The 26107-nt window shown below is 46.7% G+C and carries 28 protein-coding genes, 5 tRNA genes and 5 pseudogenes; 17 read left to right on the forward strand and 21 right to left on the reverse strand.

From position 1 onward, the window contains the following. Window positions 1–524: 524 nt before the first annotated feature. From AACH44_RS13590 to AACH44_RS13600, 3 genes and pseudogenes are all read right to left on the reverse strand, one after another. Window positions 525–935: pseudogene (locus AACH44_RS13590) on the reverse strand (helix-turn-helix domain-containing protein); the annotation flags it as partial. A gap of 91 nt (window positions 936–1026) precedes the next feature. Beyond that, window positions 1027–1194: pseudogene (locus AACH44_RS13595) on the reverse strand (Arm DNA-binding domain-containing protein); the annotation flags it as partial. Between the two features lie 147 nt (window positions 1195–1341). Next, window positions 1342–1417 (reverse strand) — tRNA-Asn (locus AACH44_RS13600). Between the two features lie 379 nt (window positions 1418–1796). Between AACH44_RS13600 and AACH44_RS13605 the strand changes: the two are divergent. Beyond that, window positions 1797–2066, forward strand: a pseudogene (locus AACH44_RS13605) (LysR family transcriptional regulator); the annotation flags it as partial. 401 nt (window positions 2067–2467) lie between these two features. Further along, entirely contained in the window at window positions 2468–2734 is a 267-nt protein-coding gene (iraP, locus tag AACH44_RS13610) for an anti-adapter protein IraP (RefSeq protein ID WP_261849693.1), read from the forward strand. Window positions 2735–2903: 169 nt separating this feature from the next. On the opposite strand, the gene cycA is transcribed toward iraP, so the two are convergent. Then, window positions 2904–4316: a D-serine/D-alanine/glycine transporter gene (gene cycA / locus AACH44_RS13615; protein ID WP_261849694.1), complete on the reverse strand. Its 1413-nt coding sequence runs from the start codon at window positions 4314–4316 to the stop codon at window positions 2904–2906. 337 nt (window positions 4317–4653) lie between these two features. Between cycA and AACH44_RS13620 the strand changes: the two genes are divergently transcribed. Both AACH44_RS13620 and AACH44_RS13625 read left to right on the forward strand, forming a co-directional pair. Continuing rightward, a tRNA-Lys gene (locus tag AACH44_RS13620) sits at window positions 4654–4729 on the forward strand. 452 nt (window positions 4730–5181) lie between these two features. Beyond that, window positions 5182–5469, forward strand: coding sequence for a hypothetical protein (locus AACH44_RS13625; RefSeq protein ID WP_261849695.1), 288 nt, complete (start codon window positions 5182–5184; stop codon window positions 5467–5469). A gap of 93 nt (window positions 5470–5562) precedes the next feature. On the opposite strand, the gene AACH44_RS13630 is transcribed toward AACH44_RS13625, so the two are convergent. Beyond that, window positions 5563–5787, reverse strand: a complete 225-nt coding sequence (locus AACH44_RS13630) for a DUF2594 family protein (RefSeq protein WP_261849696.1) — start codon at window positions 5785–5787, stop codon at window positions 5563–5565. A gap of 637 nt (window positions 5788–6424) precedes the next feature. Here AACH44_RS13630 and uvrY point away from each other — a divergent pair. From uvrY to AACH44_RS13680, 10 genes are all read left to right on the forward strand, one after another. Further along, window positions 6425–7081, forward strand: a complete 657-nt coding sequence (uvrY, locus tag AACH44_RS13635; RefSeq protein ID WP_010279369.1) for a UvrY/SirA/GacA family response regulator transcription factor — start codon at window positions 6425–6427, stop codon at window positions 7079–7081. Beyond that, complete coding sequence (gene uvrC / locus AACH44_RS13640) at window positions 7074–8906, forward strand: excinuclease ABC subunit UvrC (protein WP_261849697.1); 1833 nt, start codon at window positions 7074–7076, stop codon at window positions 8904–8906. Before uvrY ends, uvrC begins: the two co-directional genes overlap by 8 nt. 58 nt (window positions 8907–8964) lie before the next feature. Beyond that, the gene (pgsA, locus tag AACH44_RS13645) at window positions 8965–9513 is read left to right on the forward strand and encodes a CDP-diacylglycerol--glycerol-3-phosphate 3-phosphatidyltransferase (protein ID WP_261849698.1); all 549 of its coding nucleotides are present in this window, start codon (window positions 8965–8967) and stop codon (window positions 9511–9513) included. A gap of 139 nt (window positions 9514–9652) precedes the next feature. Continuing rightward, window positions 9653–9728: transfer RNA gene (locus tag AACH44_RS13650), tRNA-Gly, on the forward strand. Between the two features lie 51 nt (window positions 9729–9779). Beyond that, window positions 9780–9853 (forward strand) — tRNA-Cys (locus AACH44_RS13655). 8 nt (window positions 9854–9861) lie between these two features. Then, window positions 9862–9948: transfer RNA gene (locus tag AACH44_RS13660), tRNA-Leu, on the forward strand. Window positions 9949–10140: 192 nt separating this feature from the next. Beyond that, entirely contained in the window at window positions 10141–10287 is a 147-nt protein-coding gene (locus AACH44_RS21250; RefSeq protein WP_425606653.1) for a hypothetical protein, read from the forward strand. A 149-nt stretch (window positions 10288–10436) separates the two neighbouring features. Further along, a complete protein-coding gene (locus tag AACH44_RS13670; RefSeq protein WP_261849699.1) occupies window positions 10437–11063 on the forward strand; it encodes a hypothetical protein in 627 nt (208 codons plus the stop codon). A gap of 22 nt (window positions 11064–11085) precedes the next feature. Then, a complete protein-coding gene (locus AACH44_RS13675; protein WP_338659285.1) occupies window positions 11086–11883 on the forward strand; it encodes a lysozyme inhibitor LprI family protein in 798 nt (265 codons plus the stop codon). Continuing rightward, window positions 11880–12683, forward strand: a complete 804-nt coding sequence (locus AACH44_RS13680) for a hypothetical protein (protein WP_261849701.1) — start codon at window positions 11880–11882, stop codon at window positions 12681–12683. The genes AACH44_RS13675 and AACH44_RS13680 overlap by 4 nt, the downstream gene beginning before the upstream one ends. Window positions 12684–13108: 425 nt before the next feature. Here AACH44_RS13680 and AACH44_RS13685 read toward each other — a convergent pair whose 3' ends face one another. Further along, window positions 13109–13870: a hypothetical protein gene (locus tag AACH44_RS13685; protein ID WP_261849702.1), complete on the reverse strand. Its 762-nt coding sequence runs from the start codon at window positions 13868–13870 to the stop codon at window positions 13109–13111. A gap of 124 nt (window positions 13871–13994) precedes the next feature. After that, on the reverse strand, window positions 13995–14261 hold the full coding sequence (locus AACH44_RS13690) for a hypothetical protein (RefSeq protein WP_261849703.1): 267 nt from the start codon (window positions 14259–14261) through the stop codon (window positions 13995–13997). 524 nt (window positions 14262–14785) lie between these two features. On the opposite strand from AACH44_RS13690, the gene AACH44_RS13695 reads away from it, so the two are divergent. Then, a complete protein-coding gene (locus AACH44_RS13695; RefSeq protein WP_261849704.1) occupies window positions 14786–15325 on the forward strand; it encodes a hypothetical protein in 540 nt (179 codons plus the stop codon). Window positions 15326–15429: 104 nt separating this feature from the next. Here the strand turns inward: AACH44_RS13695 and AACH44_RS13700 are convergent, their stop codons facing one another. The 5 genes and pseudogenes from AACH44_RS13700 to AACH44_RS13720 all read right to left on the reverse strand — a co-directional run. After that, a complete protein-coding gene (locus AACH44_RS13700) occupies window positions 15430–16002 on the reverse strand; it encodes an alpha/beta hydrolase (RefSeq protein ID WP_261849705.1) in 573 nt (190 codons plus the stop codon). A 69-nt stretch (window positions 16003–16071) separates the two neighbouring features. After that, a complete protein-coding gene (dbpA, locus tag AACH44_RS13705) occupies window positions 16072–17454 on the reverse strand; it encodes an ATP-dependent RNA helicase DbpA (protein WP_261849706.1) in 1383 nt (460 codons plus the stop codon). Between the two features lie 120 nt (window positions 17455–17574). Next, a complete protein-coding gene (locus tag AACH44_RS21255; protein WP_425606578.1) occupies window positions 17575–17772 on the reverse strand; it encodes a substrate-binding domain-containing protein in 198 nt (65 codons plus the stop codon). Then, window positions 17757–18276: pseudogene (locus AACH44_RS13715) on the reverse strand (ATP-binding cassette domain-containing protein); the annotation flags it as partial. The gene AACH44_RS21255 and the pseudogene AACH44_RS13715, both read right to left, overlap by 16 nt. Before the next feature lie 4 nt (window positions 18277–18280). Beyond that, window positions 18281–18420, reverse strand: a pseudogene (locus AACH44_RS13720) (iron ABC transporter permease); the annotation flags it as partial. Window positions 18421–18589: 169 nt separating this feature from the next. Here AACH44_RS13720 and AACH44_RS13725 point away from each other — a divergent pair. After that, on the forward strand, window positions 18590–19615 hold the full coding sequence (locus tag AACH44_RS13725; RefSeq protein WP_261849708.1) for an LLM class flavin-dependent oxidoreductase: 1026 nt from the start codon (window positions 18590–18592) through the stop codon (window positions 19613–19615). 404 nt (window positions 19616–20019) lie between these two features. Further along, entirely contained in the window at window positions 20020–20094 is a 75-nt protein-coding gene (gene ypdK, locus AACH44_RS13730) for a membrane protein YpdK (RefSeq protein ID WP_099606229.1), read from the forward strand. Window positions 20095–20233: 139 nt separating this feature from the next. On the opposite strand, the gene AACH44_RS13735 is transcribed toward ypdK, so the two are convergent. The 9 genes from AACH44_RS13735 to gspG all read right to left on the reverse strand — a co-directional run bounded on the left by AACH44_RS13735 (window position 20234) and on the right by gspG (window position 26102). Next, complete coding sequence (locus AACH44_RS13735) at window positions 20234–21082, reverse strand: prepilin peptidase (RefSeq protein WP_261849709.1); 849 nt, start codon at window positions 21080–21082, stop codon at window positions 20234–20236. A 1-nt stretch (window position 21083) separates the two neighbouring features. Beyond that, entirely contained in the window at window positions 21084–21239 is a 156-nt protein-coding gene (locus AACH44_RS13740) for a hypothetical protein (RefSeq protein WP_261849710.1), read from the reverse strand. Further along, window positions 21229–21723 (reverse strand): type II secretion system protein M, encoded by a 495-nt coding sequence (locus AACH44_RS13745; RefSeq protein WP_261849711.1) that lies wholly within the window; start codon window positions 21721–21723, stop codon window positions 21229–21231. The genes AACH44_RS13740 and AACH44_RS13745 overlap by 11 nt, the downstream gene beginning before the upstream one ends. Next, window positions 21720–22997, reverse strand: a complete 1278-nt coding sequence (gene gspL, locus AACH44_RS13750; RefSeq protein ID WP_261849712.1) for a type II secretion system protein GspL — start codon at window positions 22995–22997, stop codon at window positions 21720–21722. Before gspL ends, AACH44_RS13745 begins: the two co-directional genes overlap by 4 nt. Continuing rightward, complete coding sequence (gspK, locus tag AACH44_RS13755; protein WP_261849713.1) at window positions 22994–23980, reverse strand: type II secretion system minor pseudopilin GspK; 987 nt, start codon at window positions 23978–23980, stop codon at window positions 22994–22996. The genes gspL and gspK overlap by 4 nt, the downstream gene beginning before the upstream one ends. Next, window positions 23977–24537, reverse strand: coding sequence for a type II secretion system minor pseudopilin GspJ (gene gspJ, locus AACH44_RS13760; protein WP_338659614.1), 561 nt, complete (start codon window positions 24535–24537; stop codon window positions 23977–23979). Before gspJ ends, gspK begins: the two co-directional genes overlap by 4 nt. Window positions 24538–24626: 89 nt before the next feature. Beyond that, window positions 24627–24992 (reverse strand): type II secretion system minor pseudopilin GspI, encoded by a 366-nt coding sequence (gene gspI, locus AACH44_RS13765; protein ID WP_261849715.1) that lies wholly within the window; start codon window positions 24990–24992, stop codon window positions 24627–24629. After that, on the reverse strand, window positions 24989–25555 hold the full coding sequence (gene gspH, locus AACH44_RS13770; RefSeq protein ID WP_261849716.1) for a type II secretion system minor pseudopilin GspH: 567 nt from the start codon (window positions 25553–25555) through the stop codon (window positions 24989–24991). Before gspH ends, gspI begins: the two co-directional genes overlap by 4 nt. 76 nt (window positions 25556–25631) lie before the next feature. Further along, window positions 25632–26102 (reverse strand): type II secretion system major pseudopilin GspG, encoded by a 471-nt coding sequence (gene gspG, locus AACH44_RS13775; RefSeq protein ID WP_338659287.1) that lies wholly within the window; start codon window positions 26100–26102, stop codon window positions 25632–25634. Window positions 26103–26107: the final 5 nt, after the last annotated feature.

Consider the following 26107-nt stretch of genomic DNA (forward strand, 5'->3'; position numbering starts at 1 on the left):
TTAATCATAAAATAGTTTATGTAACTCAATCACTTTCTACGCCCAGTTACTGATCAGTGAATTCTTTGAGTCAGTGACATAGATGATACCGTCTTTCCTTAAAAATTCATTGAGTTATTCATGATCTAAAGGTTATCTATATCTGAAAATCAACACCTCACCCTCTGGTAACCGCTTTTTACATTGTTTTTTTGAGACATGGGCATAGCTTCAACCATGATGAACCAAATAGCGGTTATCCTCACCAAATAAATAGCAGACTATTTATATAATAAAAAAGCATTCCGCTCATTAGTTGATTACAATCAATCGTAACGTAATCATGTAATTCCTGGATGGAATGACAATGACCGAAGCAGACCTGGATGAACTAAATAGCTTTGCATATTACCGCTCCACTTGGCCAGTCCGTGCTAATTACCCGGAAACGGTGAGGCGGCCTTCATAAACTGAGTAACACGGTTGAGTAATTGCCACATATACCGACATTGATGATTACGCGTTACCGCTTCATGTAACGACAACCGCAGGTAGCGGTGTAATGTTACGGGATGAAGCGAGATATCAAAAAGCCGATTAACGACAAGCGCCAAAAGTTCGGTACTCCAGCGGGAGCGCAGCCAACCGAAATCCTGTGGTGAACGCTGCACAAGAAGCGGCAGAATACGCAAGATATCAGCAACCAGCCACTGTGGTTCACGACCGGGCTTGAGACTTTTTAATTCACTAACACCATATAAAGTAAACAAATTAATCCACCGTTCTACCGAGGCACGAGCCGCACACAATATTCTGGCGACCTCAGTAACAGTCATTCCTTGATGCAACATGAGCATCGTCATCAGTCGGCGAGCGTGGTTTTTATCATGAGTTTGCTGAGCTTCTCTTTTCATAAGACGTCGTTCTTCATCAGTGATAAATGCTATGATCGGCATAACTCAGTCCGGTTGGTGATGTGGGATATTTGGCGATTGATCAGATCGCTTAAATCGGACTGAGTTCCCTTCGAGTGATCGACTATTTTGCAAAGCTATTTAGGCTGAAGCGGTATTCTTTTCTATTGATACGATATTTAAGATACCAGAGACGTGAACCGCTTGGATTGACCAAAAGGTGTAGACCGTGCGAGTCGGAGACTTTGAAGGGTTTTTCGGATGGTTTTAAGTTGCGGATTTTTGAGTCGTTAAGAGGCATTTGGGGTCGCTTCATCATCGAACCAACTTGACCCCAAATTCTCCCGATGCGGAGGAAAAACTGAAAATGCATCGGGAAGACTTTCCACACTAACCTGTTGAATTTAAATCGTATAAGGATTCGCAAAGCGGCATGAAAACAAGAATTTGGCTCCTCTGACTGGACTCGAACCAGTGACATACGGATTAACAGTCCGCCGTTCTACCGACTGAACTACAGAGGAATCGGTTAGTTGCGATGGATAATAGCGGTAGCGTTTCAGGTTGTCAAAGGCTGTTATCGCTTGGTGCGTTTGATTGCCGAACTAATAACCAACATATTGAAATTATTGCTCAAGTTGAACATAGAAAAGCGATGAAATATGCCGGTTAGCGGGTAGCGTTGCACCCTAAAATTGCAGGTTTTGCTTTAGGATGGTGCAGATGGGTACTCGCTCGATGACGAGTTACCCAGACAAAACTAATAGAGTTGGTTAGCAGAATCATTTCTTTTCCTTATTTTACCTGTGGCTTATCAAGGAGGTATCACTTTTTCTTAGGTATAGAGACATAATATGGCGCGCTTTTTGCTACCTCTTTAGGGTAACTACTCAGGAGGCAGACATGAATCTTAGACGGCTCAAATACTTTGTGAAAATCGTTGATATCGGTAGCCTTACACAGGCTGCTGAGTTGTTGCACATTGCACAACCGGCGCTGAGCCAGCAGGTCGCGACGCTGGAGGGGGAACTCGAAAAACAACTGCTGGTGCGGAGTCGACGTGGTGTTACGCCTACCGAAGCGGGGAAAATTCTTTATTCTCATGCGCAGACGATATTGTCACAGTGTGAACAAGCAAAGGATGCCGTGAGTGGCGCACATCAATCAATGAGTGCGTAAATGTAACTATAGGGCCAGCTGTTTCCCGATAGCTGGCTACTAACCTGGTATCTTTGTTTGACGTTCTGTCAAAAAATGAGCATCTTTATTTTTTCTGTGAATCTCATCGCATATTCATGATTTTGGTGATTTTCTTTAAACTTTAAAATGGTTATTTTTTCTCGAAAAAATAAAATGCCTTTTCGATTTTTTTTATTTTTTTGATTTATTTATCTGCAACCTCATTTCATTGCCGTCGTGTGAATATGATTTTCTTAAAATGCTAATAGACACTAGCGGTCAGACCATTCACAGTGTTACATTAATCTTCGCTATGTTTCTCTAATCCTGTGCGACAAAGAACGGGTGTTGCCTTATGGATGTATGACGGTTATTTTTTTGATTAAGGAGTTCAAATGAATAATATCCTCTCTCATCTTTTAATAAAGCTTGCAGAAAAAGAAGCTGGAGAAAAAGCGCTTAACGCTAAGATCGAATCGCTAGAGATGCTGATCTCTGCTATTGTTTCAACGCTAGATGACGGTAAAATCAATGAGTTAAATAGAAAGATAGAAGGTGTAGTTGCTGATGCTTCTCAGAGAAAGGATGAGTGCAATTTCTTAGCTTTCGAACTATTAGCTAAAAATATCAATCGAATCACAACCGTTTCATTACGAGAATAACTTTCTTATATATCAATGGCGGCGACATTAATTGACCGCATATTAATTTCCGTACATCAATTGAGAATTGTTTATATTCAAGAATAGAGAGTGTTTATGCTATGCGTGATTTTCCCGAAAAAAATTAAAGGCGCAGAGACTGTCTGCGCCTTTCTTGCATTTACAAATTTTACTTCCCGTCAATAGCCTGCTTTTTCTGACGAATAAACTGATAAGCAATAGCCAGAACAATAAACCATAATGGCGTGACAATGAGCGCCTGGCGTGTATCTGGCTGCAATGTTAACAGTACAATAACGAAAGCAAAAAAGGCCAAGCATACCCAGCACATAAAAATTCCCAATGGCATTTTATATGATGATTCTGTATGCAGTTGTGGGCGCTTTTTACGATATATCAGGTAGGAGCACAGGATGATACTCCAGATGAACATGAATAAAATCGCGGAAACGGTGGTCACTAGCGTAAATACGGTCATCACATTCGGAATCAGGTAGATCAACACCACGCCTGAGAGTAAACAAATACAGGAAAACATCAGCCCAGTAGAGGGGACTGAACGTTTAGATAGCATACCAAAACTTTTTGGTGCATCGCCTTGTTTAGCAAGACCAAAGAGCATACGACTGGTTGAGAACACACCACTATTGGCGGAAGATGCCGCAGATGTCAGTACGACGAAGTTGATCATACTGGCGGCAGCGGGTAAGCCAACAAGTACAAACATTTCTACGAAAGGACTACGATCCGCAGTAATTGCACTCCACGGTGTCACAGACATAATCATGATTAACGCAAAAACATAGAACATGATGATGCGAATTGGGATGGCATTAATCGCGCGGGGTAATACGACTTTTGGATTTTTAGTTTCAGCTGCGGTCGTACCTACCAGTTCGATGCCGACAAACGCGAATACAGCTATTTGGAACCCGGCAAAGAAACCGCTAATCCCTTTAGGGAACATACCGCCATCATTCCATAGGTTGGTAAAAGAGGCGACGTTTCCTGATGGGGAAGAGAACTGCATCATGACCAGTACGACACCGACCACGATTAACGCAACGATAGCGACAATTTTTATCATTGCGAACCAGAATTCCATCTCGCCAAACAGTTTCACCGTTGCTAGATTTAGCGTCAGTAATAGCAGAACACAAAGCAGGGAAGATACCCACTGCGATAAATCAGGGAACCAGAACTGAGAGTAAGCACTAATGGCTACGACATCGGCAATCCCGGTTACTACCCAACAGAACCAGTAAGTCCAGCCAGTAAAAAAACCAGCCCATGGTCCAAGCAGGTCGGCAGCAAAATCACTGAATGATTTATAGTTGAGGTTGGAGAGTAATAATTCTCCCATTGCGCGCATGACGAAAAACAGCATAAAACCAATGATCATATAAACGAAAATGATCGAAGGGCCAGCCATGCTGATTGTTTTGCCTGAGCCCATGAATAGCCCAGTGCCGATCGCTCCGCCGATGGCGATGAGCTGAATATGACGATTAGTCAGATTCCGTTGCAGTCCCTCACCCTGTTCTGGGGCAAGGTCTGCGGATTCTTTTGATTGTTCGACCATTTAAGTACACTTTCCTGTTTCTGTCTGTGATGTGTGTTGAGCTCTTTGGCGGCTCTCGTTTGCGAAAATCGAAGAGAATAAGATAGCGCAACCGCAGTATTTATTACAGCGGATGTCTGAGATAACCAAGCATAAAAAGGGTAGGTAAGGATGTCAGATGCTGCTGTATGTTTTTCACCCTAATAATGAAGAAGATATAAAATAATGAGGAGTATAGATATACAGATCGCGCAGATTAACAAAATTGCTAACCTCTAACAATGCTATTGTTGCGATATAAAAAATTAATATGAAGTGTTTGACAGGCGCGCTCGGGAGGAGAATAATCCCTCCCGTTGGGTCGTTAGCTCAGTTGGTAGAGCAGTTGACTCTTAATCAATTGGTCGCAGGTTCGAACCCTGCACGACCCACCAACAATATCAATATGTTACAAATGGTTTTTTGATTTGTTATCATCTTGTTATTCCAGTTATCTATTAATTTAAATAGATCTACTCTTTAATTCTTCCTTTTTTATTAATTCTTTTCCTTTCGTTTTCATTCTATTTTTCGACTTTTTCTACTTAATATTTTCGATGATTTCTTATGTGTCTTTTATCCATATAACCGGATTACCATTGGGAGAAAGTATAACTCAATTGGCGATGCAGTTGAAAACCATTGTTTCGCTTGGGCAAAATCGGCCTCTTATGTCCTGGCGAGTCTTGAGAAAGTGCTATGCTTAATGGATGGAATAGACTGTAGATCGTATATGATGTTACGAGTTTGCACAGGCTGTGTTCACATCCACTGGGGCAGCGCTTAGAAGTAGCTGGAGTTTCCTGGTTAGCCATAAGCAAGTTTATGCTTGATTTCGGAGGTTCATATGGGATTCGAAAAATTACTGGCTGTTATAGAAAAAAGTCACCAGGACCCAAAATCGGTTATCTCGTTGTCTGAACTGAGCCAGGCAATCCATGAGATAATTTGTACGGAAAGTTCAAAAGAATACAAGATAAATGAGTGCTTCACTGAACTGAGGGAGTTGGTTGATGAAAGAAAGGCACTCGCCAGGAAACAGTTTTTGGATAAGGTATTGGTTACGGAATTAACACGATATAAAAAGAAAGAAGAGGCACTGCTTTTGAAGCTTATCAGCATTGGGAATAAATAGACGAGAGTCTCTATTTATTAAACTAAACAGGTAATGCTAAATATCGCTACACCGCCAGATCAATCTACTGAGATGGCGGTGTGGCAAATAGTGCTATTTTCGGTAACTTGTTTTGATTTGTCTAATCGTGTTATCAAAAACAGCAGCCTGCTCGGCGTCTTCCAATTGAGCAATATATCTTTCCATATTGATGATCACTTTACCGGCATCTGCCTGGCCGATTGCTTTTAATAACAGCGTAACCATAGCTTTCAGACAGGTAACCTCATGGGCTAGGGTCTCAGCAGATGCGGTAGTAGAAAAATCTACGTTGCTCATGTTTTCTCCTCAACAAGAAAAAGGTGTTTTTCTTCGCCTGCTGCGGCGTTACCGCTGACACAACAGGCAGAATTAGATAGTGAGGAGTATAACATAAAGCATATTGTAGATTGATATTATTCGCGGATAACACCGTTTTAGTGACTGTTTTTTATGCATTTAATTTATATAAATAGCGTTTATATTTTGGATTCCATTTTGTGGAAAAAGCTATAGATGTGTTGTGCTTAATACATAAGATATTCACTATGGACGCTGTTCTCTGAATATATTATTTGTATAATATCGTTGTAGGCGATGATGTGATGCTTAATCACAAGTTGCTTACAATAGTGATTTTTTATTGACATTCAAGATATAAAGCCAATTGCATGCCACCTGGTTTGTTTTCTACACATCTTGTATCATTAAACGGTTTATACTGCGTAGCGTATTTGAAATGTTAAGAGTGTGATCAACATGCGCCTTCAGGATAGTGATATATTGTTATGATCGGGAATATGCTTTATTCCTTCTCGGCATATTTTAAAATACATATTCATATAAGTCAGTGTTCATTATTTTTTGAAACCAACGTAGTATCACCTGCAAGCAACTTTTCATGTAAGTGTTACTCCCTTTTTTGGAGAATTATTCTTTGATTAGCGTTTTTCTTGTTGATGACCATGAACTGGTGCGGGCAGGGATACGACGCATTCTTGACGATATCAAAGGTCTGAAAGTGGTTGGTGAGGCGTGTTGTGGTGAGGATGCGGTCAAATGGTGTCGAAGCAATGATGTTGATGTTGTTTTGATGGACATGAGCATGCCGGGTATCGGTGGGCTTGAAGCGACGCGTAAGATCCTACGATTTACGCCAGACATCAAAGTTATTATGCTCACTATTTATACCGAGAACCCATTGCCCGCTAAGGTGATGCAGGCGGGTGCAGCGGGATATGTTAGTAAAGCGGCTGCCCCTCAGGAAGTGATCTCCGCCATTCGGGCGGTGCATGCAGGCAAGCGGTATATCGCCTCTGATATTGCTCAACAAATGGCATTGAGCCAGTTGGAACCGCAAACGGACGCGCCGCTGGAGTGTTTGTCTGAACGCGAATTACAGATTATGCTAATGATAACCAAGGGTCAGAAAGTGACTGAAATCTCAGATCAGCTCAATCTTAGCCCCAAAACAGTGAACAGCTATCGTTACCGTATGTTTAGCAAACTGAATATCAACGGTGATGTTGAGTTGACGCATCTGGCTATCAAGCATGGGCTTTTTACCGCGGAGACATTGTTAAGTAGTGAGTGAGTGTTTCGATGCTTCGGCATTTTTAAAAACGGTAACGAGCCAGCCTGGGGTCTACCGGATGTATGATGTCGGCAATACGGTCATCTATGTCGGTAAGGCAAAAGACTTAAAAAAACGACTTGCCAGCTATTTTCGCAGTCATGTCGCCAGCCGTAAAACCGAGGCGTTGGTCAAAAGCATCAATCATATTGATGTCACGATTACGCATACAGAAACTGAAGCCTTGCTGCTGGAACACAACTACATCAAGCTTTATCAGCCGCGTTATAACGTGTTGTTACGCGATGATAAATCCTATCCCATGATTTTTCTGAGTGGTGATGCTCATCCACGTCTGACCGTTCATCGTGGTGCCAAGCATGCAAAGGGCGAATACTTTGGCCCTTTCCCTAACGGCAATGCCGTGCGTGAAACGTTACTATTGCTGCAAAAATTGTTCCCGGTGCGTCAGTGTGAAAATAGCGTCTATCGCAACCGCTCTCGTCCTTGTTTGCAATATCAAATTGGCCGCTGCCTTGGGCCTTGCGTTAGCGGTTTGGTTAGCGAAGAAGATTATCAGCAGCAGGTTGAGTATGTTCGCCTGTTCTTGTCCGGTAAAGATCAGCAAGTACTGAATCAACTCATCTCCCGGATGGAGGTGGCGAGTCGTGACCTGCGTTTTGAAGATGCTGCACGGATACGCGATCAGATCCAAGCGGTTCGTCGGGTGACGGAAAAACAATTTGTTTCCGGTGACGGCGAAGATTTGGACGTCATCAGCGTCGCTTTCGATGCTGGCATGGCCTGCGTATATGTCCTTTTCATCCGACAAGGGAAGGTACTTGGCAGCCGGAGCTATTTCCCCAAGGTACCTAGCGGTACGGAATTGGGTGAAGTCGTACAAACTTTTGTCGGGCAATTCTATTTGCAAGGAAGCGTAGGTCGAACGCTCCCTACAGAAATTCTGCTTGATTTCACTCTGCCCGATAAAGATTTGCTGACGGAGTCTCTAACGGCAGTCGCGGGAAGAAAAGTACAAATTCAGACAAAACCCCGCGGCGATCGTGCTCGTTATTTAAAATTGGCGCGAACGAATGCGGCTACAGCGCTGGTCACGAAATTATCTCAGCAATCCACTATTCATCAGCGTTTGGCAGCATTAGCCAACGTCTTGCAGTTACCAGAAATCCATCGAATGGAATGTTTTGACATCAGTCATACTATGGGGGAACAAACTGTGGCATCTTGCGTGGTATTTGATGCTAATGGTCCTCTACGTTCGGAATATCGGCGCTATAATATCAGTGGTATTACGCCCGGTGATGACTATGCTGCTATGGCGCAAGTTCTCCAGCGTCGATATGGTAAAGCGTTAGATGACAGTAAAATACCCGATGTGATTGTGATCGATGGTGGGAAAGGGCAACTCGGCCAGGCTCAGACTGTGTTTGACTCCTTGCAGGTATCATGGGATAAAAATAAGCCTCTGCTGCTTGGCGTTGCGAAAGGCAGCGATCGTAAAGCTGGCTTAGAAACGCTGTTTTTTGAGGCTACCGGTGAGGGTATGGCTTTGCCAGCTGATTCCCCAGCGCTGCATGTGATCCAGCACATTCGCGATGATTCGCATGACCATGCGATTGGCGGGCATCGCAAGAAGCGAGCAAAAGTAAAAAATACCAGTACGCTGGAGCTTATTGAAGGTGTCGGTCCTAAACGTCGTCAGACCCTGCTGAAATACATGGGTGGGTTACAGCCTTTGATGAATGCCAGCATTGAGGAGATTGAAAATGTTCCAGGAATTTCGCATGCATTGGCAGAAAAGATCTTCCATGCATTGAAACACTAGGGACAATGTAGCAACATACTCCTAGTATCCACTCCAGCCAGATAGTTACCTAAGCGCTATGCAATTTAATATACCGACGTTGCTTACCCTGTTTCGTGTTGCTCTTATTCCGTTTTTCGTGCTGGCGTTTTATCTTCCATTCGCCTGGGCACCGCTACTTTGCTCGTTGATCTTTGTGTTTGCTGCCGTAACGGATTGGTTTGATGGTTTCCTTGCCCGCCGCTGGAAGCAGACTACGCGTTTTGGTGCCTTCCTTGATCCTGTTGCGGATAAAGTGATGGTGGCTGTCGCGTTGGTGTTGGTTGCGGAATACTATCATTCCTGGTGGATTACGCTGCCCACCGCAACGATGATCGCGCGGGAAATCATTATTTCGGCATTACGCGAATGGATGGCTGAAATCGGCAAAAGAAGTAGCGTGGCCGTATCGTGGATAGGGAAGGTTAAAACCACGGCTCAGATGATGGCGCTTTTTGCTTTGCTATGGCGTCCAGAACGCATTGTTGAAGGTATTGGCGTTGTTGCGTTGTACATAGCGGCTGTGCTGACTTTCTGGTCCATGTTTCAATATTTAAACGCCGCGCGTCACGATTTGCTTGAACCTTGATCGAACCGACGTAAAAACCAGCAAACGAGTGCGGTTGCTTGATAATTCTGTTGACTCATCGCGTCAGGTCAGTAGAATGCACCGCATCAACAGCAACGCTGGTTTGTAAGAAGTTAGAGAAATCAGCATGTTCTGTGCTGCGGGAATAGCTCAGTTGGTAGAGCACGACCTTGCCAAGGTCGGGGTCGCGAGTTCGAGTCTCGTTTCCCGCTCCAATTTAAAGCATCGGCATTTGCGGATGTTGGTTACTAAGACCTGAATATTTTGGCGCGTTAACAAAGCGGTTATGTAGCGGATTGCAAATCCGTCTAGTCCGGTTCGACTCCGGAACGCGCCTCCAATATTTAAGCCCAGGTGGTGAAATCGGTAGACACAAGGGATTTAAAATCCCTCGGCGTTCGCGCTGTGCGGGTTCAAGTCCCGCCCTGGGCACCATTGATAAATCAATAGACGTCACCGACGTCTATTTTTTTGCCTAAAACCCACGGTTTTACTGGCTTGTCCTTCATTCCATACTCTCCCAACGTCAACGCAATTCAACCTACATCAACTTGCTGGTGAGTATAATGGTCGGAATCTCATGCCGAACGTATACTGAAAAGCCTGAGCGACAGTATTTTCCCCGCCATCGATGGCACTCATATCGCGGATCTGAAAACACGTGATTTACTGGCACCGATCAGAAACGTTGAACGTTCAGGACGGCGACGGTCAGTGTCAAGGTCAAGGTCAAGGTCAAGGTCAAGGTCAAGGTTGTTGTCACCCCCCTGCTGATTTAGGCAGCCTGTTTTTCCCGCTCTGGATTCAGTACACCCTACATCTCGATAGTGACTGAAATAGCAAAGAACATATACTTATAACCATGAATAACCTTATAATATCAAAAAGATTTATTCACTATTTGTAAGGAATGTGTATTTATTATGAAACGGAGTTATATAAAAAGCGTCGTTTTGCCTTTGCTTTTCCTCCCTCTCTCCAGTGGGGTATATGCACAAGACTTTCCCACTTTTGTGACAGATTTCACCAATGTGTTGCAAAAAAGTAAATTATCACAAAAAGACTATAACCAATTTATTGAACTCACTGGCTCCTATTTTATTCCAGCTAACGATGATGTAAGCATAGCGAAAAAAGATAAAAGCAGTTATAAAAACAACGAAGTAATGCCAAAGCTTGAATCTGACTCCAGCTTTATTTTTAATGGTTCAAATGGGAAAATGGCTTTTATTTCATTTCTGCAAGAAATAAAAAACCAACCGCAGTCAGAAAAATATTTTGAAAAATCCTACACGGGCGCAGGATCGGTTTTTGTCATGAATTACTATACGCTATCACCGGGCATCATTAATATCCAGATGGATATCGTTTCTCCGCCTGGCCTCAAAGGAATCGTCATGAACCTACTTAACGAAAGGGAATCAGAACTTAAACAAGAAGCTGGCGAGCGAGTTTATATTTACCAATTTAAAAAAATAAATGAGACCTATAAGATGGTCGGTGCCAACTCATATCCATCTTCAGATAAACGAATCTGCATGTCCTGCTAACGTGATTTCAATGGAATTGAAAATGATAAAAATCATAATAAAATCCCTATTATTAATAATGCTTTCATCACACTATGTTAATGCAAATAATCTTGTGTGCCGTAGCCCTCTCGTCATTCAGTCGTTAATCAAAGAAGATCAAGAGAAAGCGCAATCCATCACCGATCGTGTATCTTTGGAAACAATTAAAAAAGTAGAATTTGAATATGACATCATTATCACAAAGCTTAAAACAAAAAATAACCTAAGCTGCTTTGGCAAAGCCAAGATAAAAATCCCATCCGGTGTGTCAAATTTTTTAAAATATTATCCTATTCTAGAAAATGGGGATCCTAAAGCAAAAAATATTTACCTTTTCAATCTTCACCACTATAGAAAAGGCGATGAATACATCGCATTGGATCAGGTTTATTATAATGTTCACATTGCTGATAACCAGCAAGAAACCAATATTATGTATCCACACGATGAGCCAATCTCGCTCACACTTTATGCCCTGTCTTGGTTTCAGGAAAATGCGGCAAGGCTGGAGGATCAATCACCTCGTTTTAAATATAATAAAGCACTCGTAGAGTTCATAGAGACTGATAGGGCATTAAATACTTACTGGAATAACCTACCTGATTATATTAAAGGGCAGATGAAAGAGGATTCACGGCAGTGGATAAAAAATAAAAATAAACAGTGCGGCGCGATAGAGACCGTCGCGAGTAAAAACCGCTCACTGGAAGATCAAGCAAAAATTTATACCTGCCAACAACAAATGACCAGGGAAAGGCTGGTACAGCTTGGATTGACCGAAAACAAGGACAAGAAATGAAAAAATGCCTCTATGTCATGATTGGAATTATCCTTACTTGCACATCAGCGTATGCGAAGGATGATTTTCAATGCAGCGATCCCAAAGCGGTTGACGTTGTTAAAAACACATTTTCCGACCGCGCAAAATCACTGTTCTCTAAGTCTCCCTCTCTGTCTGTTGATAGCGTGAGCGTGATTTATTCAAAAATATCCACTCAGCCACGTTGGGGAACCGCATTCTCGTGCAGTCTACGAGTCGAAATCCCCGTAAATCAGGCGATCGTTGACATCATTCTTAATGAAGACGATCTTATGTACACAAAAGATGAAAGGGATAAAATCGGCAATAACATTTTCACTAAAACGGGTGAAAGCAAAAATAATAGGCTCAGCGATAACAAAATTGTCATTCCGTACTTTGCCTACGATCTCAGCGTTATTGATAACGGAAAAGAAATAAAAGTAGAAAAAAAATCCTATGATGCCCTATCCAGAGCAATTTATGCCGTAGCCTGGCTCAGTGAAAACGCCGAAAAAATCACAAAAACCGCACAAGATAAAACGCTTGAAAATGAAAAGGAACAGTATCTTTTCTTTTTCACCGACGTCTATGGAATATTGGAAGATGCACCTAAAGACATAAAACGTAAATTCCACGCTTCTCAAGAGACATGGGTTGAAGAAAGAAATAAAAAATGCGGTAATGTCGAGCTATTAGAGGCGAATAACATTTTAATTAAAGAACAGATTCATGCTTATCGCTGCCATAATGCAACGATGAGTGAACAAATATCAAGTTTAGATCCAAGCGCGGGGTGATAAACCACGCCTAAAATACGTTACTGCATGCCTATTTATTATTCAGAAATAGGTTATTCCGCAAGGGATTTATCAAGTTAAAGAACGCGACAATAGGAAGAGGTATGTGTAACCATACCTCTCTTATCATCATTATTTTTAGTAGTGAAAAATATTGAGAATGCCAGAGCTGTTTTCTTTCCTGAAAGCATATTAATCCTTGAGTAAATAATAATCCATTTAAACCCAATACCATCAATAGCTACAAAAAATATACTCATGATGAAAATGTAAGCAATTCCACTTTTAACAAGAAAGGAGAAGAAATGAAAATGTTTTATTTTCAACAATAAAGATGAATATATTTAGGCTGCAAAACAATGTAAGGGGCTTATATATAACAATAATAATATAGCAATAAGAAAGCCCCTACCACGTTAGGATGTTTACTCTCCAAACACGTCATAACGCTGATTTTCAGCATTAAAGCGATATTCCAACAGAATATCACCACCGCCGTGGGAATAGCAGTTCAGCATGATACTGCGATTATCTTCGCCATTTTCAATATTCATGTAAACTGGAGTCATGAAAAAGCCGAACTGGCATTGTTGAAAATCAGGTTTAAGAAGCTGATCGACGTTGCCGTTCTTCTTGTTAACCGCCTTGATCCCCTCAACAACCATCCCTGTGTCGCTGTTTTGATACACGCCGATGAAACTGTGGGTTGCCGTTTGCCCCCAGAAAGGAATATCGATCTGCCCTTCTACCCTGGCTGGTTGCTCGCTATCGTCAAAGGATGCGATACGCCGTAAGCTAACATCATAACGTGCTTTCCCGTTCGACCACTCGCCGCGGAGTTCTTCTCCCACTTCCGTTAATTTAAACGGGCAATGTGTCATATCCATGTCAGACTTAACGCCCTGAACGATATATTTATCATAATCCTGAGGAGTATGAATTTCGCAGATCTCGAGTGACGTTTCCGCGAGTCGCCCATACAGCGGGATCGGCGCTCGGTATTTATCGTAAAAGTAGCTTCCCAACAGGTTCTTATCTTGATCAATACTGTATTTCTGCAATGAAAAATGCACCGGATAAGGCCCAATATGGCCTTCGTAATTGCTCACAACATACCAGCCAGCATGCGCTCCCCATGCTGCCGTCCACAGTCCACAGGCTATTAAGGTTGATACCGCTGCTCTCATACATTCACCTTGTCTACCCGTCATACTTCAAGCTACTGATGTGTTGGCTTTTCTGCAACTCGCGTTGTGTTTTAGCGTGTCAATCATGAAACCGAATCATTCAAAAACGGCTTAGCGTATCAGGCTAATCATGGTGGCAGCAGGGACAGATTTCTACCTCAGAAACCGTCATGGCTGTTGTTCCATGGCAATCCCATTCGACACGTACAGGCAGACCTTCAGGCTCCGAGTGGTGCAAATACTTATTGACGGGACTTTCCGTCATACCACTAACCACCTCAGTAGCGATAAGCGCATCACCAACAAAAATACGGGCTGTCGCTTGTGATGTTTCGCGCGTTTCACCAGATTGCCGATACAAATAGTTAACCGTGAGTTTAATGCTGGGCATAGCACTTCTTAACAGGAAAAAAACCAGGAAAACAGTGTATCGCGTTCACCCGCGCTTGTAGAGCACATACATAGCAAGCGGTGTCACCAATCCATGCTAATACCATGATAGTTTTCTATTTTTTTTAAAATAGAGATCTCTCGTCACATAAAACCACACAATTAGTAATCAAAAAGTTAAATTTTATGCCTTTTAGATATTAATGAAGCAGAAAAAACAGCCGATAGACTTTTTGATAGGGTATTTTTTAATGCAGTTGCATTTTGCAGGAATAGTGTTTGGCATAAATACTGTTTTACATTAACCGTGTTTTGATTGAACCATGTCGTTAAGGTCATTGTATTGAATAATAGGAAATTATACTCATCGGATTGATGCCTCTTCCAAGGAAGATAATTAACTTACTTATGTTGGCGGCACAAGTTTTAACAATGGTGCATTAACGCATGTGGTTTTAACACACTGAAGTAACTCTCTGGTAAAACCATTGCCAGCATTAAATAGCTATAAGAAGGAGTTATACTGTGGTGATTCCAGATATTCAAATCGTGAGTTCAACAACCCCGGCGACCATGCCTCCCATTGGCGCAGCTGCCAACCCAACTGTCGTTGCAGCCATCAGCCCGGGGAATAAAACCGACACATCAGCAAATTCCGACTCGCAAAATATGCCGAGTTCGAACGAGAGCACGAAGGTCACACTGTCGTCTCAAAAGAAGCGTGCCACTGAAGAGAACAATGTCACGCCACCTGAACAGATTAAGGCACAGCAGAAAGCAGCCACTGAATATTCTCTGGCGATGACCGGTATTCCGTTGTACAACGGTAAGCTCATTTCCGTAGTTAAATACCCAGATGGCAATTCTGAAATGTTTGATGCCTTTACAGGACAGCGCATCACACAAGAAGACCTAGCACTCATGGGCGCACTTCATAGTTCTGGTAGCGAACAGGTATTACATTTTGAGAGTAAGACATCATATAGCAATTTGTCTGCGGCCGAAGTTTATCAGCAGATTCAGGAAATGCTGCATGGTTCCGGCGATCCGGAAGCACTGTCTTAATAACAAATCGATGCCAAGACAAATAAACGCATTGCCCTGGCATTAAAGAATAATATAACGCTATCTTAATAATGTAGGATGGCGATTTAATGGAAGCTGGCCGATTAACGATTAGCAATGAGCGCTTGCGAAAATTCAGTTAATTTTGTCAGGCCATATTCCCAGGGACCAAACCCCGCTTCTGCATTAATATGCCCCGCCTCGCCGACATCAACTAACTCACTGTTCCACGCCTGCGCCCAGTATTGGGCGCGAGTAAAACTCATCAGCGGATCGTTATGGCTGGCAAATGTCAGCGCAGGAACCGGCAGCGGTGCTGCCTGAATGCGATCGTCGATTTCAAAGCGCAGGGGCTCGGCAGGAGCCACCAGCATCACACCGGCGATCCCTTCCTGACCCTGTTGCACAATATGGCAGGAAGCCAGTGCGCCAAAGCTGTGACCGATCAGAATCACAGGCTGTGTACAGATGCTGATCTCACGGCGGATCGCCAGAACCCAGCGGTCTAGATCGGCCTGATACCATTCCCGCTGGCGTATACGGTGCCAGTGAGGAAAACGCCGTTCCCAATGGCTTTGCCAGTGTTCGTCATCGCTGTCTCGCAATCCCGGCACCAACACCATCGTTAGCTGCTGGCTCACTTCAGCAAGCCGTCGATCGATTTCTGTTGTCTGCATCCGCCCTTAACACTCCTGTCTGTTACCCAGTGACGCTCATCCTACCTAGTCTGATCTATCAAACACCGGTTACTTTAACAATCTGGCCTTACAGCTTTTCCCTTTGATTTTGCCTTTCTGGAGCTGTTGCAAGGCACGTTTAGCGCTGGCTTTACGAATAGCCACATAAGCATGCAAAGGAAACATATCAATTTTCCCGACTTCTGCCGCAGTTAATCCCGCATCACCCGTTAACGCGCCGAGAATATCGCCGGGGCGGATTTTAGCTTTTCTGCCGCCATCAATGCACAACGTCATCATCTCAGGTTCGAGCGCAACGTCACCACTGCGGCTAATCTCATCCACCGGCGTCCATTTAATGCGCATACCAAGATAGTCTTCAATCAGATTAGCACGATTCATTTCCTGTGGCGTGCATAGGCTGACAGCCAGCCCCTGCGTACCCGCGCGGCCGGTTCTGCCAATACGATGAACGTGGACTTCAGGATCGAAAGCCAGCTCAAAATTCACCACCAGCGCCAGCTCTTTGATATCGAGGCCGCGAGCCGCAACATCGGTTGCAACCAACACACGGCAACTGCGATTAGCAAAACGTACCAGCACCTGATCGCGATCGCGCTGTTCCAGATCGCCATGCAGCGCCGATACACTAATCCCGCGCATGTCCAGCGCATCAAATACGCTCTGACAATCACGCTTCGTGTTGCAGAACACCACGCAGGATGCTGGCTGGTAATGGCTCAGAATAGCAATCAACAGCGGCAGGCGTTGTTCTTTCGTCGTCTCATAGAAACGTTGTTCAATGGCCGACTCTTTCACATCATCTGCAATCTCGAAACGTTGCGGCTGACGCTGAACACGTGCGCTGATCTGCTCGATCTCTTCCGGGTACGTGGCGGAAAAGAGTAGGGTTTGACGATCGGACGGCATATAGGAAATCACATCATCAATCGCGTCAGTAAAGCCCATGTCCAGCATGCGATCCGCTTCATCCAGCACCAGCACTTTCAGGCTATCCAGAGACAGTGACTGCTTGCGTAAATGATCCTGAATACGCCCTGGTGTCCCGACGACGATATGTGGTGCGTGAACCAGCGAGTCGAGCTGCTGACCCATCGGCTGACCACCGCATAGCGTAAGAATCTTAATGTTTTGCGCAAAACGCGCCAGACGACGCAGCTCTTTGCTGACCTGATCCGCCAGTTCACGCGTCGGGCACAGCACCAGTGCCTGCGTGGTAAAGTCGCTCACGACGATACGATCCAGCAGGCCAATACCAAATGCCGCCGTTTTACCGCTACCGGTTTTCGCCTTGGCCCGTACGTCCGCGCCGCTCAGAACGGCTGGCAACGTCGCCGCCTGAACTGGCGTCATGTCGGTATAGCCCAGTTCGTTAAGATTGGATAACTGCTCTGCCGGCAGCGCGAGGGAAGAAAAAGAGGTTGTACTCACAGTGATTACTCTACCAAGGACAAAATAACGGAAGGTGACGCCGAGCCAGAGAACGGCGCAGATATGTCGCAATCATAGCAGAGTTCGCCATCGTTGACCGATTTACCTCCCGTCCCCCGACTAAAACAAAGAGACGAATCCTTTATTCACCAAAAAACCCTGTCCTTCAGGTGATAAAAGGTAGTTCGCCAGCCGTCGTGCTTCACGTCGGGCAGGTTTCATGCTGGCCAACATGTGCTCGGCATCAATCCGATAGGGATCGGGTAAATGCAGGCGTTCGATGCGATCAAAGAGTGAAACGCATAATCTAATAGCCACAGCAGCAGCGCCTGATTTTGCACATCAAGCGCCGCCATCGGTTCATCCAGCATCAGTGTCTGACACTCGGATGACAATGCCCTTGCGATTAACACAAGCTGCCGCTGTCCACCGGACAATACGCTAAATTCACATTCCGCAAGGGAGGCAATTCCCAGCAGACGCAGCGCATTCTGAGCCACGCGGATATCATGCGCAGAAGGCATGGTAAACAGCCGAACACGCGCGGCACGCCCCATCAGTACCCTATCCAAACGTTATAAGAAAACGCTGGGGTAAATATCTGTGGAACAAAACCAATGCGCCTCTCACGCCGAATCGTCCCAGAAAGCGGCGATAAGTGGCCCAGTAAGGTATTCAGCAGCGTGGTTTCCCTCTGCCATTCGCCCCCAAAATTGCCGTAACCTCCCCTTCCCAACAGCACAGGTTCAACGGTGGAAAAATGCCCCACCCTTGTTGGTAGCCATACACCAGTTCTTCTGTCGATAACCTGATAACAGGCATGCTAGCGCAAGGGCTGTACAGCCACACCCAGCGCGCGCGTCTTGCCCGCCCATCGACAGCACGTTCACCTGCCAACGTAAGCGCAGCAACAATCCCTCCCGCAAGTGCTAATAGCACCGCCACCGTCATCAGCGAGTTCCAGTTGTCCCCCCCTTACTCTGTATGCGATCGCTCAGATAAACTGAATTATTACGTTAAAAAAATGACATTTATTCTCATTATTAATCGCGTAGAGTAATTACACTGTCGCGTTACGCCTTGCTACGCGCGTGCTGCTACTAAATATCTCGCTGAGCATAAGGATAAATACCCTATGAAGAAGATTGGATTTTTATCATTTGGCCACTGGACGCCGTCGCAGCAGTCCGGCACACGTTCAGCGGCAGATTCATTACTGCAATCCATCGATCTTGCTGTCGCAGCCGAGGAGTTGGGTGCTGATGGCGCTTATTTCAGGGTTCATCATTTTGCCCGCCAACTAGGTTCACCTTTCCCGCTGCTAGCCGCGATTGGGGCAAAAACCAAAAATATTGAGATTGGTACTGGCGTCATCGACATGCGCTACGAAAACCCACTGTATATGGCTGAAAATGCCAGCGCCGCCGATTTGATTTCAGAAGGACGATTGCAGCTCGGTATCAGTCGAGGTTCTCCTGAACAGGTCATTGATGGCTGGCGCTATTTTGGCTATCAGCCCACAGAAGGTCAGTCCGAAGCGGATATGGCGCGACATCATACTGAGGTATTGCTGGATGTGCTGCGTGGAGAAGGGTTTGCAAAGCCGAATCCGCAGCCCATGTTCCCGAACCCACCGGGTCTGCTACGTCTGGAACCTTATTCTGAAGGGTTACGTGAACGAATCTGGTGGGGTGCTGGATCGAATGCGACGGCGGTGTGGGCGGCGAAACTGGGAATGAACCTGCAAAGTTCCACGCTGAAGGATGATGAAACTGGCGAACCTTTTCATATTCAACAAGCACAGCAAATTCGCGCATACCGAGCTGCCTGGGCTGAGGCAGGACATACACACACACCGCGCGTCTCCGTCAGCCGCAGTATTTTTGCACTGATGGATCAGCGCGATCGCGCCTATTTCGGCGGGAGCAGTAACGATAGCGATAAAGTCGGTTTTCTCGATGAGAAAACGCGCGCGATTTTCGGTCGCAGTTATGCGGCCGAACCAGAAGCACTCATCCAACAGTTAAAACAGGATGAGGCGATTGCCGAAGCAGATACATTATTGCTGACGGTGCCGAATCAACTCGGTGTTGATTACAATGCACATGTTATCGAAGCGATTCTGAAGCATATCGCGCCAGCAATGGGGTGGAGAGGTTAAGCCAGCCACCTAAATAACCAGCCTGATGATGAGCGGGTGACAATACAATGACTCGGCGATTACTGAAGCGTTACGCCTAAGATAGCACCGTCAAGAATCGGGGGAATAAGGTACGATTTTTACCGGAATTCCCCCGAATCTCCCTGCCTCTGAAACGATGTAACGCTTTTTAATGCTATTTTGAAAATATAGTTTCTGGACCTCTTGAATTCCCCCCCTCACTCGGCGTAGATTTAGCGCCGATCCCGTCATAACTAGTGTGATTCTGGTGATGACAACGGGAAGAATTACCCTTCGGCGATGTTCTCCTGCGGTGACATCGTCGGCTGCGTAATTATTTCCTTCCATAATAAAACGCACAATCGGGATCGTTGCTGGCGTGGTTTCTGCTGGAGAATAAATCGGTGAAGTATTTTTTTATGGGTATCTCATTCTGCTTAGTCGTTTGGGTGAGTACCTTTATGCTGATGGTAGAATAACCTGTCATTTGCCCGGCAAAAATGTATGCGCTGAAGGGCACACAGAGATAAAAAAGGCTGATGGTATTAATACCCTCAGCCTATTTTTATGCCTTTTATTCGCCGTCGACTAATAATTCGGCCATGCCTTTGCCATTATCTACAGATTGAACCCGTTCATTATCACGCTGAACACGCCGCCAAGTGCCAGCCAGGGACCAAATGCCAACGGTTTATCCGTCCCTTCTTTGCGCAGCCCACGCCAGACGAGCGTCACAACCAGCCCGCTCAGCGCCGCTACCAAAACCAGATTCGGCAATGCCTGCCAGCCCAGCCAGGCACCCAGCGCAGCCAGTAACTTGAAGTCACCGTATCCCAGCGCCTCTTTGCCGGTGGCATATTTAAATCCCCAATAAAGTAGCCACAGCGACAAATACCCGGCCATTGCGCCTACCACTGCATCGCGCAATGGCACAAACGTTTCCGACAGATTAAACAATAATCCCACCCACAGGAGTGACAGTGTGAGTACATCCGGCAGCAGCAGCGTTTTTATATCAATAACGGTCAGCACCAACAGGAAAGACAGCAGAATCAACGTTCCCCACAGCGCCATACCGGGCGTCCATAGCAAACCCGCCGTCAGAAAGGCCAGCATGGTGATCACTTCCACTAGCGGATATTGCACAGATACCGCTTGATGACAGCAACGGGAGCGCCCGCGTAGCCACAGCCAACTGAACAGCGGGATGTTATCTTTCACTGCAATCGCCTGCTGACAATGTGAACAAGCCGAAGGCGGCCACCACAGGTTATAACGCGTACTATCGCGACCGGAGTCCGTCACTTCCCTCTGAATATCGGTGTCCTGCTGCCAACGCCGTTCCAACATAATTGGCAGGCGGTAAATCACGACATTCAGAAAACTGCCAATAATCAGCCCCAACACGCCCAGCGTGCCGAACCACCATGCAGGAAACACCTGTGCGAATTCCCTTAAATCGTCCACGCTAATCCCTGAGTATTGGTAAAGAAGTGGTATAGATAAATTGACCGTTCTCGCAAGCGTCTACGCGCAGTATGCGGGCAGGTGCATCGCGCGCCGGAAACAGCCCACAGGCCAGAACCAGAGCGACACCTGCACCGATGCCGGACTTAAGCGTCATCCGCCCGTTCCAGCATCAATCGGGTGACATCTACCATGCCAGGGCTTTGCTCTACGGCATTCACATCCAGCGACAGCACTTTCACACCGTTTTGCCGTTCCAGTTCACTCAGCCAGCGTAGCAGATTATTGAAGTCGCTCTGCGCTAGCGTCACCGACGCCTGATTGCCCTGTGGCTGCAAACGGACAACGGACAGTCCGTAACGCTGGGTACTTTGTGAAATCAAAATAGGCAGACTGGTTTCCTTCTGACTATTTTCCCCCTGCGCCAAATTTTCCTGCGGGATCGATGAGGCCTGCTTTTGCATCCAACTGACGGTCTGCTGCTCACGGGAAATGGTGCGTTCCCACAGTTCTTCCCGCAATTGCCACGGCTGAACAATAGCGTAATACACCAGACAGAGTAGAAGCATCGCCGCACACACAACCATCAGTTGGCGCTCGCGCTGGCTCATCGCCTGCCAGCGTTGTCGTAATTCATTCACTGCTGGCTCCTTAATGTTAACCGGCCTTCGACCCGATCGTTTTCCTGCCGCATCTCCCCCGCCTGTACCTGATAATAAGCAGCAGCCTGCTGTTGAAACTGCTCCAGCTCTTGATAAGACGAGCCCTGCAATGCCAACCGCAATTCACCCGCAGCACCGTCGTAAGACAGCGACTGAATTTTGATCGCGCTATTCTGCGTCATGAGTTGCTGCAAAGGGTTCAATTGCTCCAGTAGCCCCTTCCCTGCGCTCCCGGCAGTTGTACGTTGCAGATGCTGCTGCATCTGTGCTCGCGGGTTAACGACATTCGTCTCGGAAGGGAAAATTTGCCGATAGACGCGCACGCTCTCCTGCCGCCAATGCTCGGCCTGCTGATAAAGCTGATAGTGCGCCCAGCCAGCGTCAGCCACGACCAACAGGAGGTAACAGGCAAAAGCGATGCCAACGCTACGCCACGGCAACAGGGTGTTTTGCCACGCTTTCTCCGCCGCGTAATCGCCCTGCCGCAAATCAACCGACGCGGGTAGAGATACCGTTGCCGCCAAGGTAAAGAGATCCGTTGCTGGCTGCGCCTTCCACTCGCCTTCCTCCTGCCATTCGTACTGCGACAGTTCACCGCCGACCGATGCCGCGCTATAACTATATATCGCAGGCAGCGGCATAGATGCCTTCAGCAGGTCACCACACCAGGACGATTCTGCCGCCATGGCATGACCCGTAGGTTGGCGAAACAGCCACATACCATCATGTTGCAACGCGCTCCAACCATCCTGATGTTTTGGCAATACGCGGGCATCAGGCAGTAGGGCATCAACGCGAAGACCCAACGCATTACACTGTGTCAGCCACTGCTGCATCCGGTTTTTTTCCACCACGGCGACCGTGCCATCATCACCATGAATGTCCAACACGGCAAAATGCAGCTTTTCAATGTCCGTCGCCAGTTGGTCTTCCAGCATAAATGGCACGACTTGCGTCAGTTGACGCCGCGCCTGCCGGGGTAACGTCACGGCATAAAACGTCACGTCAGTTGCCGGAACCAGAACGCGGGTAAATGTCACGGACGGATAGGCCGCCAACGCTGGACGAACCTGTTCTACGCTGCCGCATCCCTGACTCAGTAAGCTTTCCCCATTGGATGAACGAACTTGCCATTCGATTTCTCCCTGTTCCTCTACCGGAAGGCGTACAATGAGGCACGGCTGTCGAACCACCGAACCTCGATTTACTGGGGCTCTCGCGGTTTTTTGCTTCCATTTTCCCGCTAATTTCATGGATTCACCGTCCTATATCCTCCATATTGCCGCTGCACGACTTCTACCTTTTGTCCACTCAAATGAAGCAAGCTGCGTTGGTGAAAATCACTGTCGCCGACACGCACCTGAAGCTTTACAAAGAACCACTCACTTTTTACTGCCAGAACCCGCTGCGCGGTATTTTTACTATTTGGAGGCAATAGCCCGGTTTGTTGCAGAACCTCAAGGCTTGCCCATCCCATACGTGGACGCTGCTGCACCAACGTTTTTGCCTGTGACATCGTCATTTCATTCAAGAAGATAGCGGATAACAGTGGAGCATCAAGCTCAGTTAATGTATTGATATTAATAGACATCGCATCCACTGGCAGCGCACAGACATAAGGTAATAATCGGCGATAGAGATCGCTGTCCATACCGTAAACTGCTCGTAATTCGCTGATTTCACTCATTCTCTGATTGGCTGTGCGATAAGGCACTGGCAACGCGGCATAGACTTCGTCTTCTGCCCCGTTAGCCGATGGATAGTTATCCGCATCAATCCAGTCACGCACTGCGGCAGTAATTTTCTCTGCACGATCCGCATCCTCGCCTAGATTTTTCAGCAGAAAACGGAAAACTTGTGCCGGATAAGGTGTCTTCACTAGCGTGCTTTCGTTATCTACACCTTGATTGATCGCATTCAGATTAAAGCAGGTACGCGCGTCACTAATCTGGCCAATGACGTCCCCACCGTCCACGGGAAAACGCTGGCTTGGCTGCGACCAATTTTGCCCGACAAACGTGCGACCCGGCATATTTCGGGTATCGCGTAGCAATATCTGCCCGCTTAGCGTTTCTGCCCCTAACGCAAACCATTTCGCCTGCTGGCGGCTTAAATGACTTTCAGTACGCAAAAACGCTTTACCCGTGCGTTCCGTGATCACCGCAGCGATTGTTACCATTAATGCCAGAATCAAGAGCACCACCAGCAGCGCTACACCGCGCTGACGCGACTTCATTTAACTGGCCCAGTGGTAATCAAGAACATACGTGACATTTCTCCGTAATCCCTTAAGGTCAGCACGATTTCAATTCCTTGTGGCAATTGCGTACTGTTATCCCAGCGATCGCGCCAGGTTTTATTGCTAAAAAAGCGTAGGCGGAAACCATCAACCTGAGTGAGAAGTGGTTTTACGCCGGGATCGAGCCCTTCAATAGGATCGGGAACCGAGTGCGTTAGCCGTTCCAACGTGTGATCCCGCAGTCGATAGGCTACAGGCTGAAGCTCAGAGCGCGGCAGAATGCCAAACGGGTTCTGCCAGCCATTGCGCATAAAGCTAACGCCCCAGTCATCACTTTTTAGCTGATCGCGACCGGCGTAAAATATCGAGGTACTTCCCCGGCTGCCACGCGCGATCATCTGGGAGAAATCGCTGTCCATTTGTGAAAAAGCACGCTGTATTTCAGCCAGACGCTCTGCCTTGCGCTGCGAGATGTCATCATTACGCATCACACCGTTCAATACCTGAAATGCGCTGACGCTCAATGCTGCAAAAATAGCGATCGACAGTATCATTTCCAACAGGGTAAAACCCTGTTGACGCCCGTGCCGCGCAGTTTCTCGCATCCTTTTGATTTGATTACATATCCTTGTTTTACCAAACATTATTGTTTCACCACATAGGTCCGTAGCGCGGCATCGGAAGCAAAGGCATCTTTATTACGCCGCACTTCCACATCCAGCGCTTTGGTCTGAGGGTCGCCAGTCTCTACGCCTTGCCAGCGCCAATGCCAGCGCTGTCCTGCGAACTGTGTTTCACCCCTCACCCACGACGCTTCCGGCCAACGCTGTTCCAACCGCAGTTGAACCTGCTGGTTTTCCGCCACCCAGCCTGCAAATGTTTTCTCTTCCAGCCGACTCAGGCTGCTTGCCTGTCTGGCTGTCGTTTGTAAAACGGCAATGCCTGCCAGCGCAAAAACACTCAGCGCGACCAGCACTTCCACCAGCGTCATCCCTTTCTGTCGCCTCATCGCTTCTTACCCTGACTCATCGACGTCACAAACCGTCCGTTACTATCCACCTGGAGCCAATTCGAGAGCGCCTTGTTGTCAGACTTAACGAGCAGACGGAAAGGCGTGATTTCACCTCCGGGCAAAATCAGGATATCGGGATCGTCACCACTCTGCGTTTTCTCCACTTTTTTCCCATCGGCCTGCAATAGCTCAAGCCGTAACGCATCGGGTAGCGTCGCCGATGCGCTCACTCGATACGGTTGCCACGGCTGCCACTTGTAACCCTGCCAGCGATCGCCGCTCGAGATCGGCGCCCCTTCTGATGCAGCGGGTCGCTGGAGTTGATAAAACTGCCAGCGATCGGGGTAGATCCGCACTCCCAACATGTATTCGTTAACCTGACTGCTTTCAGCAGCAAATTCTAACTGTGCCTGAAAACGAGCCAACTGCCAGGCACTGTCATTCTGGCGCTCGGAAGGAAACGCCATGACCACCATACCCGCAGCGATGCCAGCCAGTAACACGACCAGCATCATTTCCAGCAGGGTGAACCCCTGCTGCTTCCTCGTTGACCGCTTCATTGCGCTTCTGCCGTCCTTTTCCCGCCGTCATCGATAGCAACTCCCCACAACCCATCTGCAACAAAGACCGATGTCTTTATTTTTTATCAAGATTCCAGTTGCCGATGTCATCTTCCGTTCCCGGCATGCCATCTGGCCCCAGAGAGAAGATATCCAGTTTGCCGTGCTGGCCGGGGTTCAGCAGTTGATAGTCCGTACCCCACGGATCCTGCGGCAGGCGGCGAATATAGCCATCGGCTGGATAGTTGCGCGGTTCCGGCTGCACTGTCGGCTTCGTCACCAACGCTTTCAGCCCCTGTTCTGTGGACGGGTAGCGATTGTTATCCAGCTTGTACATATCGAGCGCGCTTTCGAGAGAGACAATATCGCTGACCGCTTTTTGTCGATCCGCCTTTTCTTTATTCCCCATCAGATTGGGCACCACCAAACTTGCCAGCACGCCGAGAATGACGATCACCACCATGATTTCCAACAGGGTAAAACCACGCTGACTATAACTATGCTGCCCATAACTATGCTGCCCATAACTACGTTGATACTGTTGCATCCTTA

It is taken from the genome of Pectobacterium araliae, from assembly GCF_037076465.1.
Classification (GTDB): domain Bacteria; phylum Pseudomonadota; class Gammaproteobacteria; order Enterobacterales; family Enterobacteriaceae; genus Pectobacterium; species Pectobacterium araliae.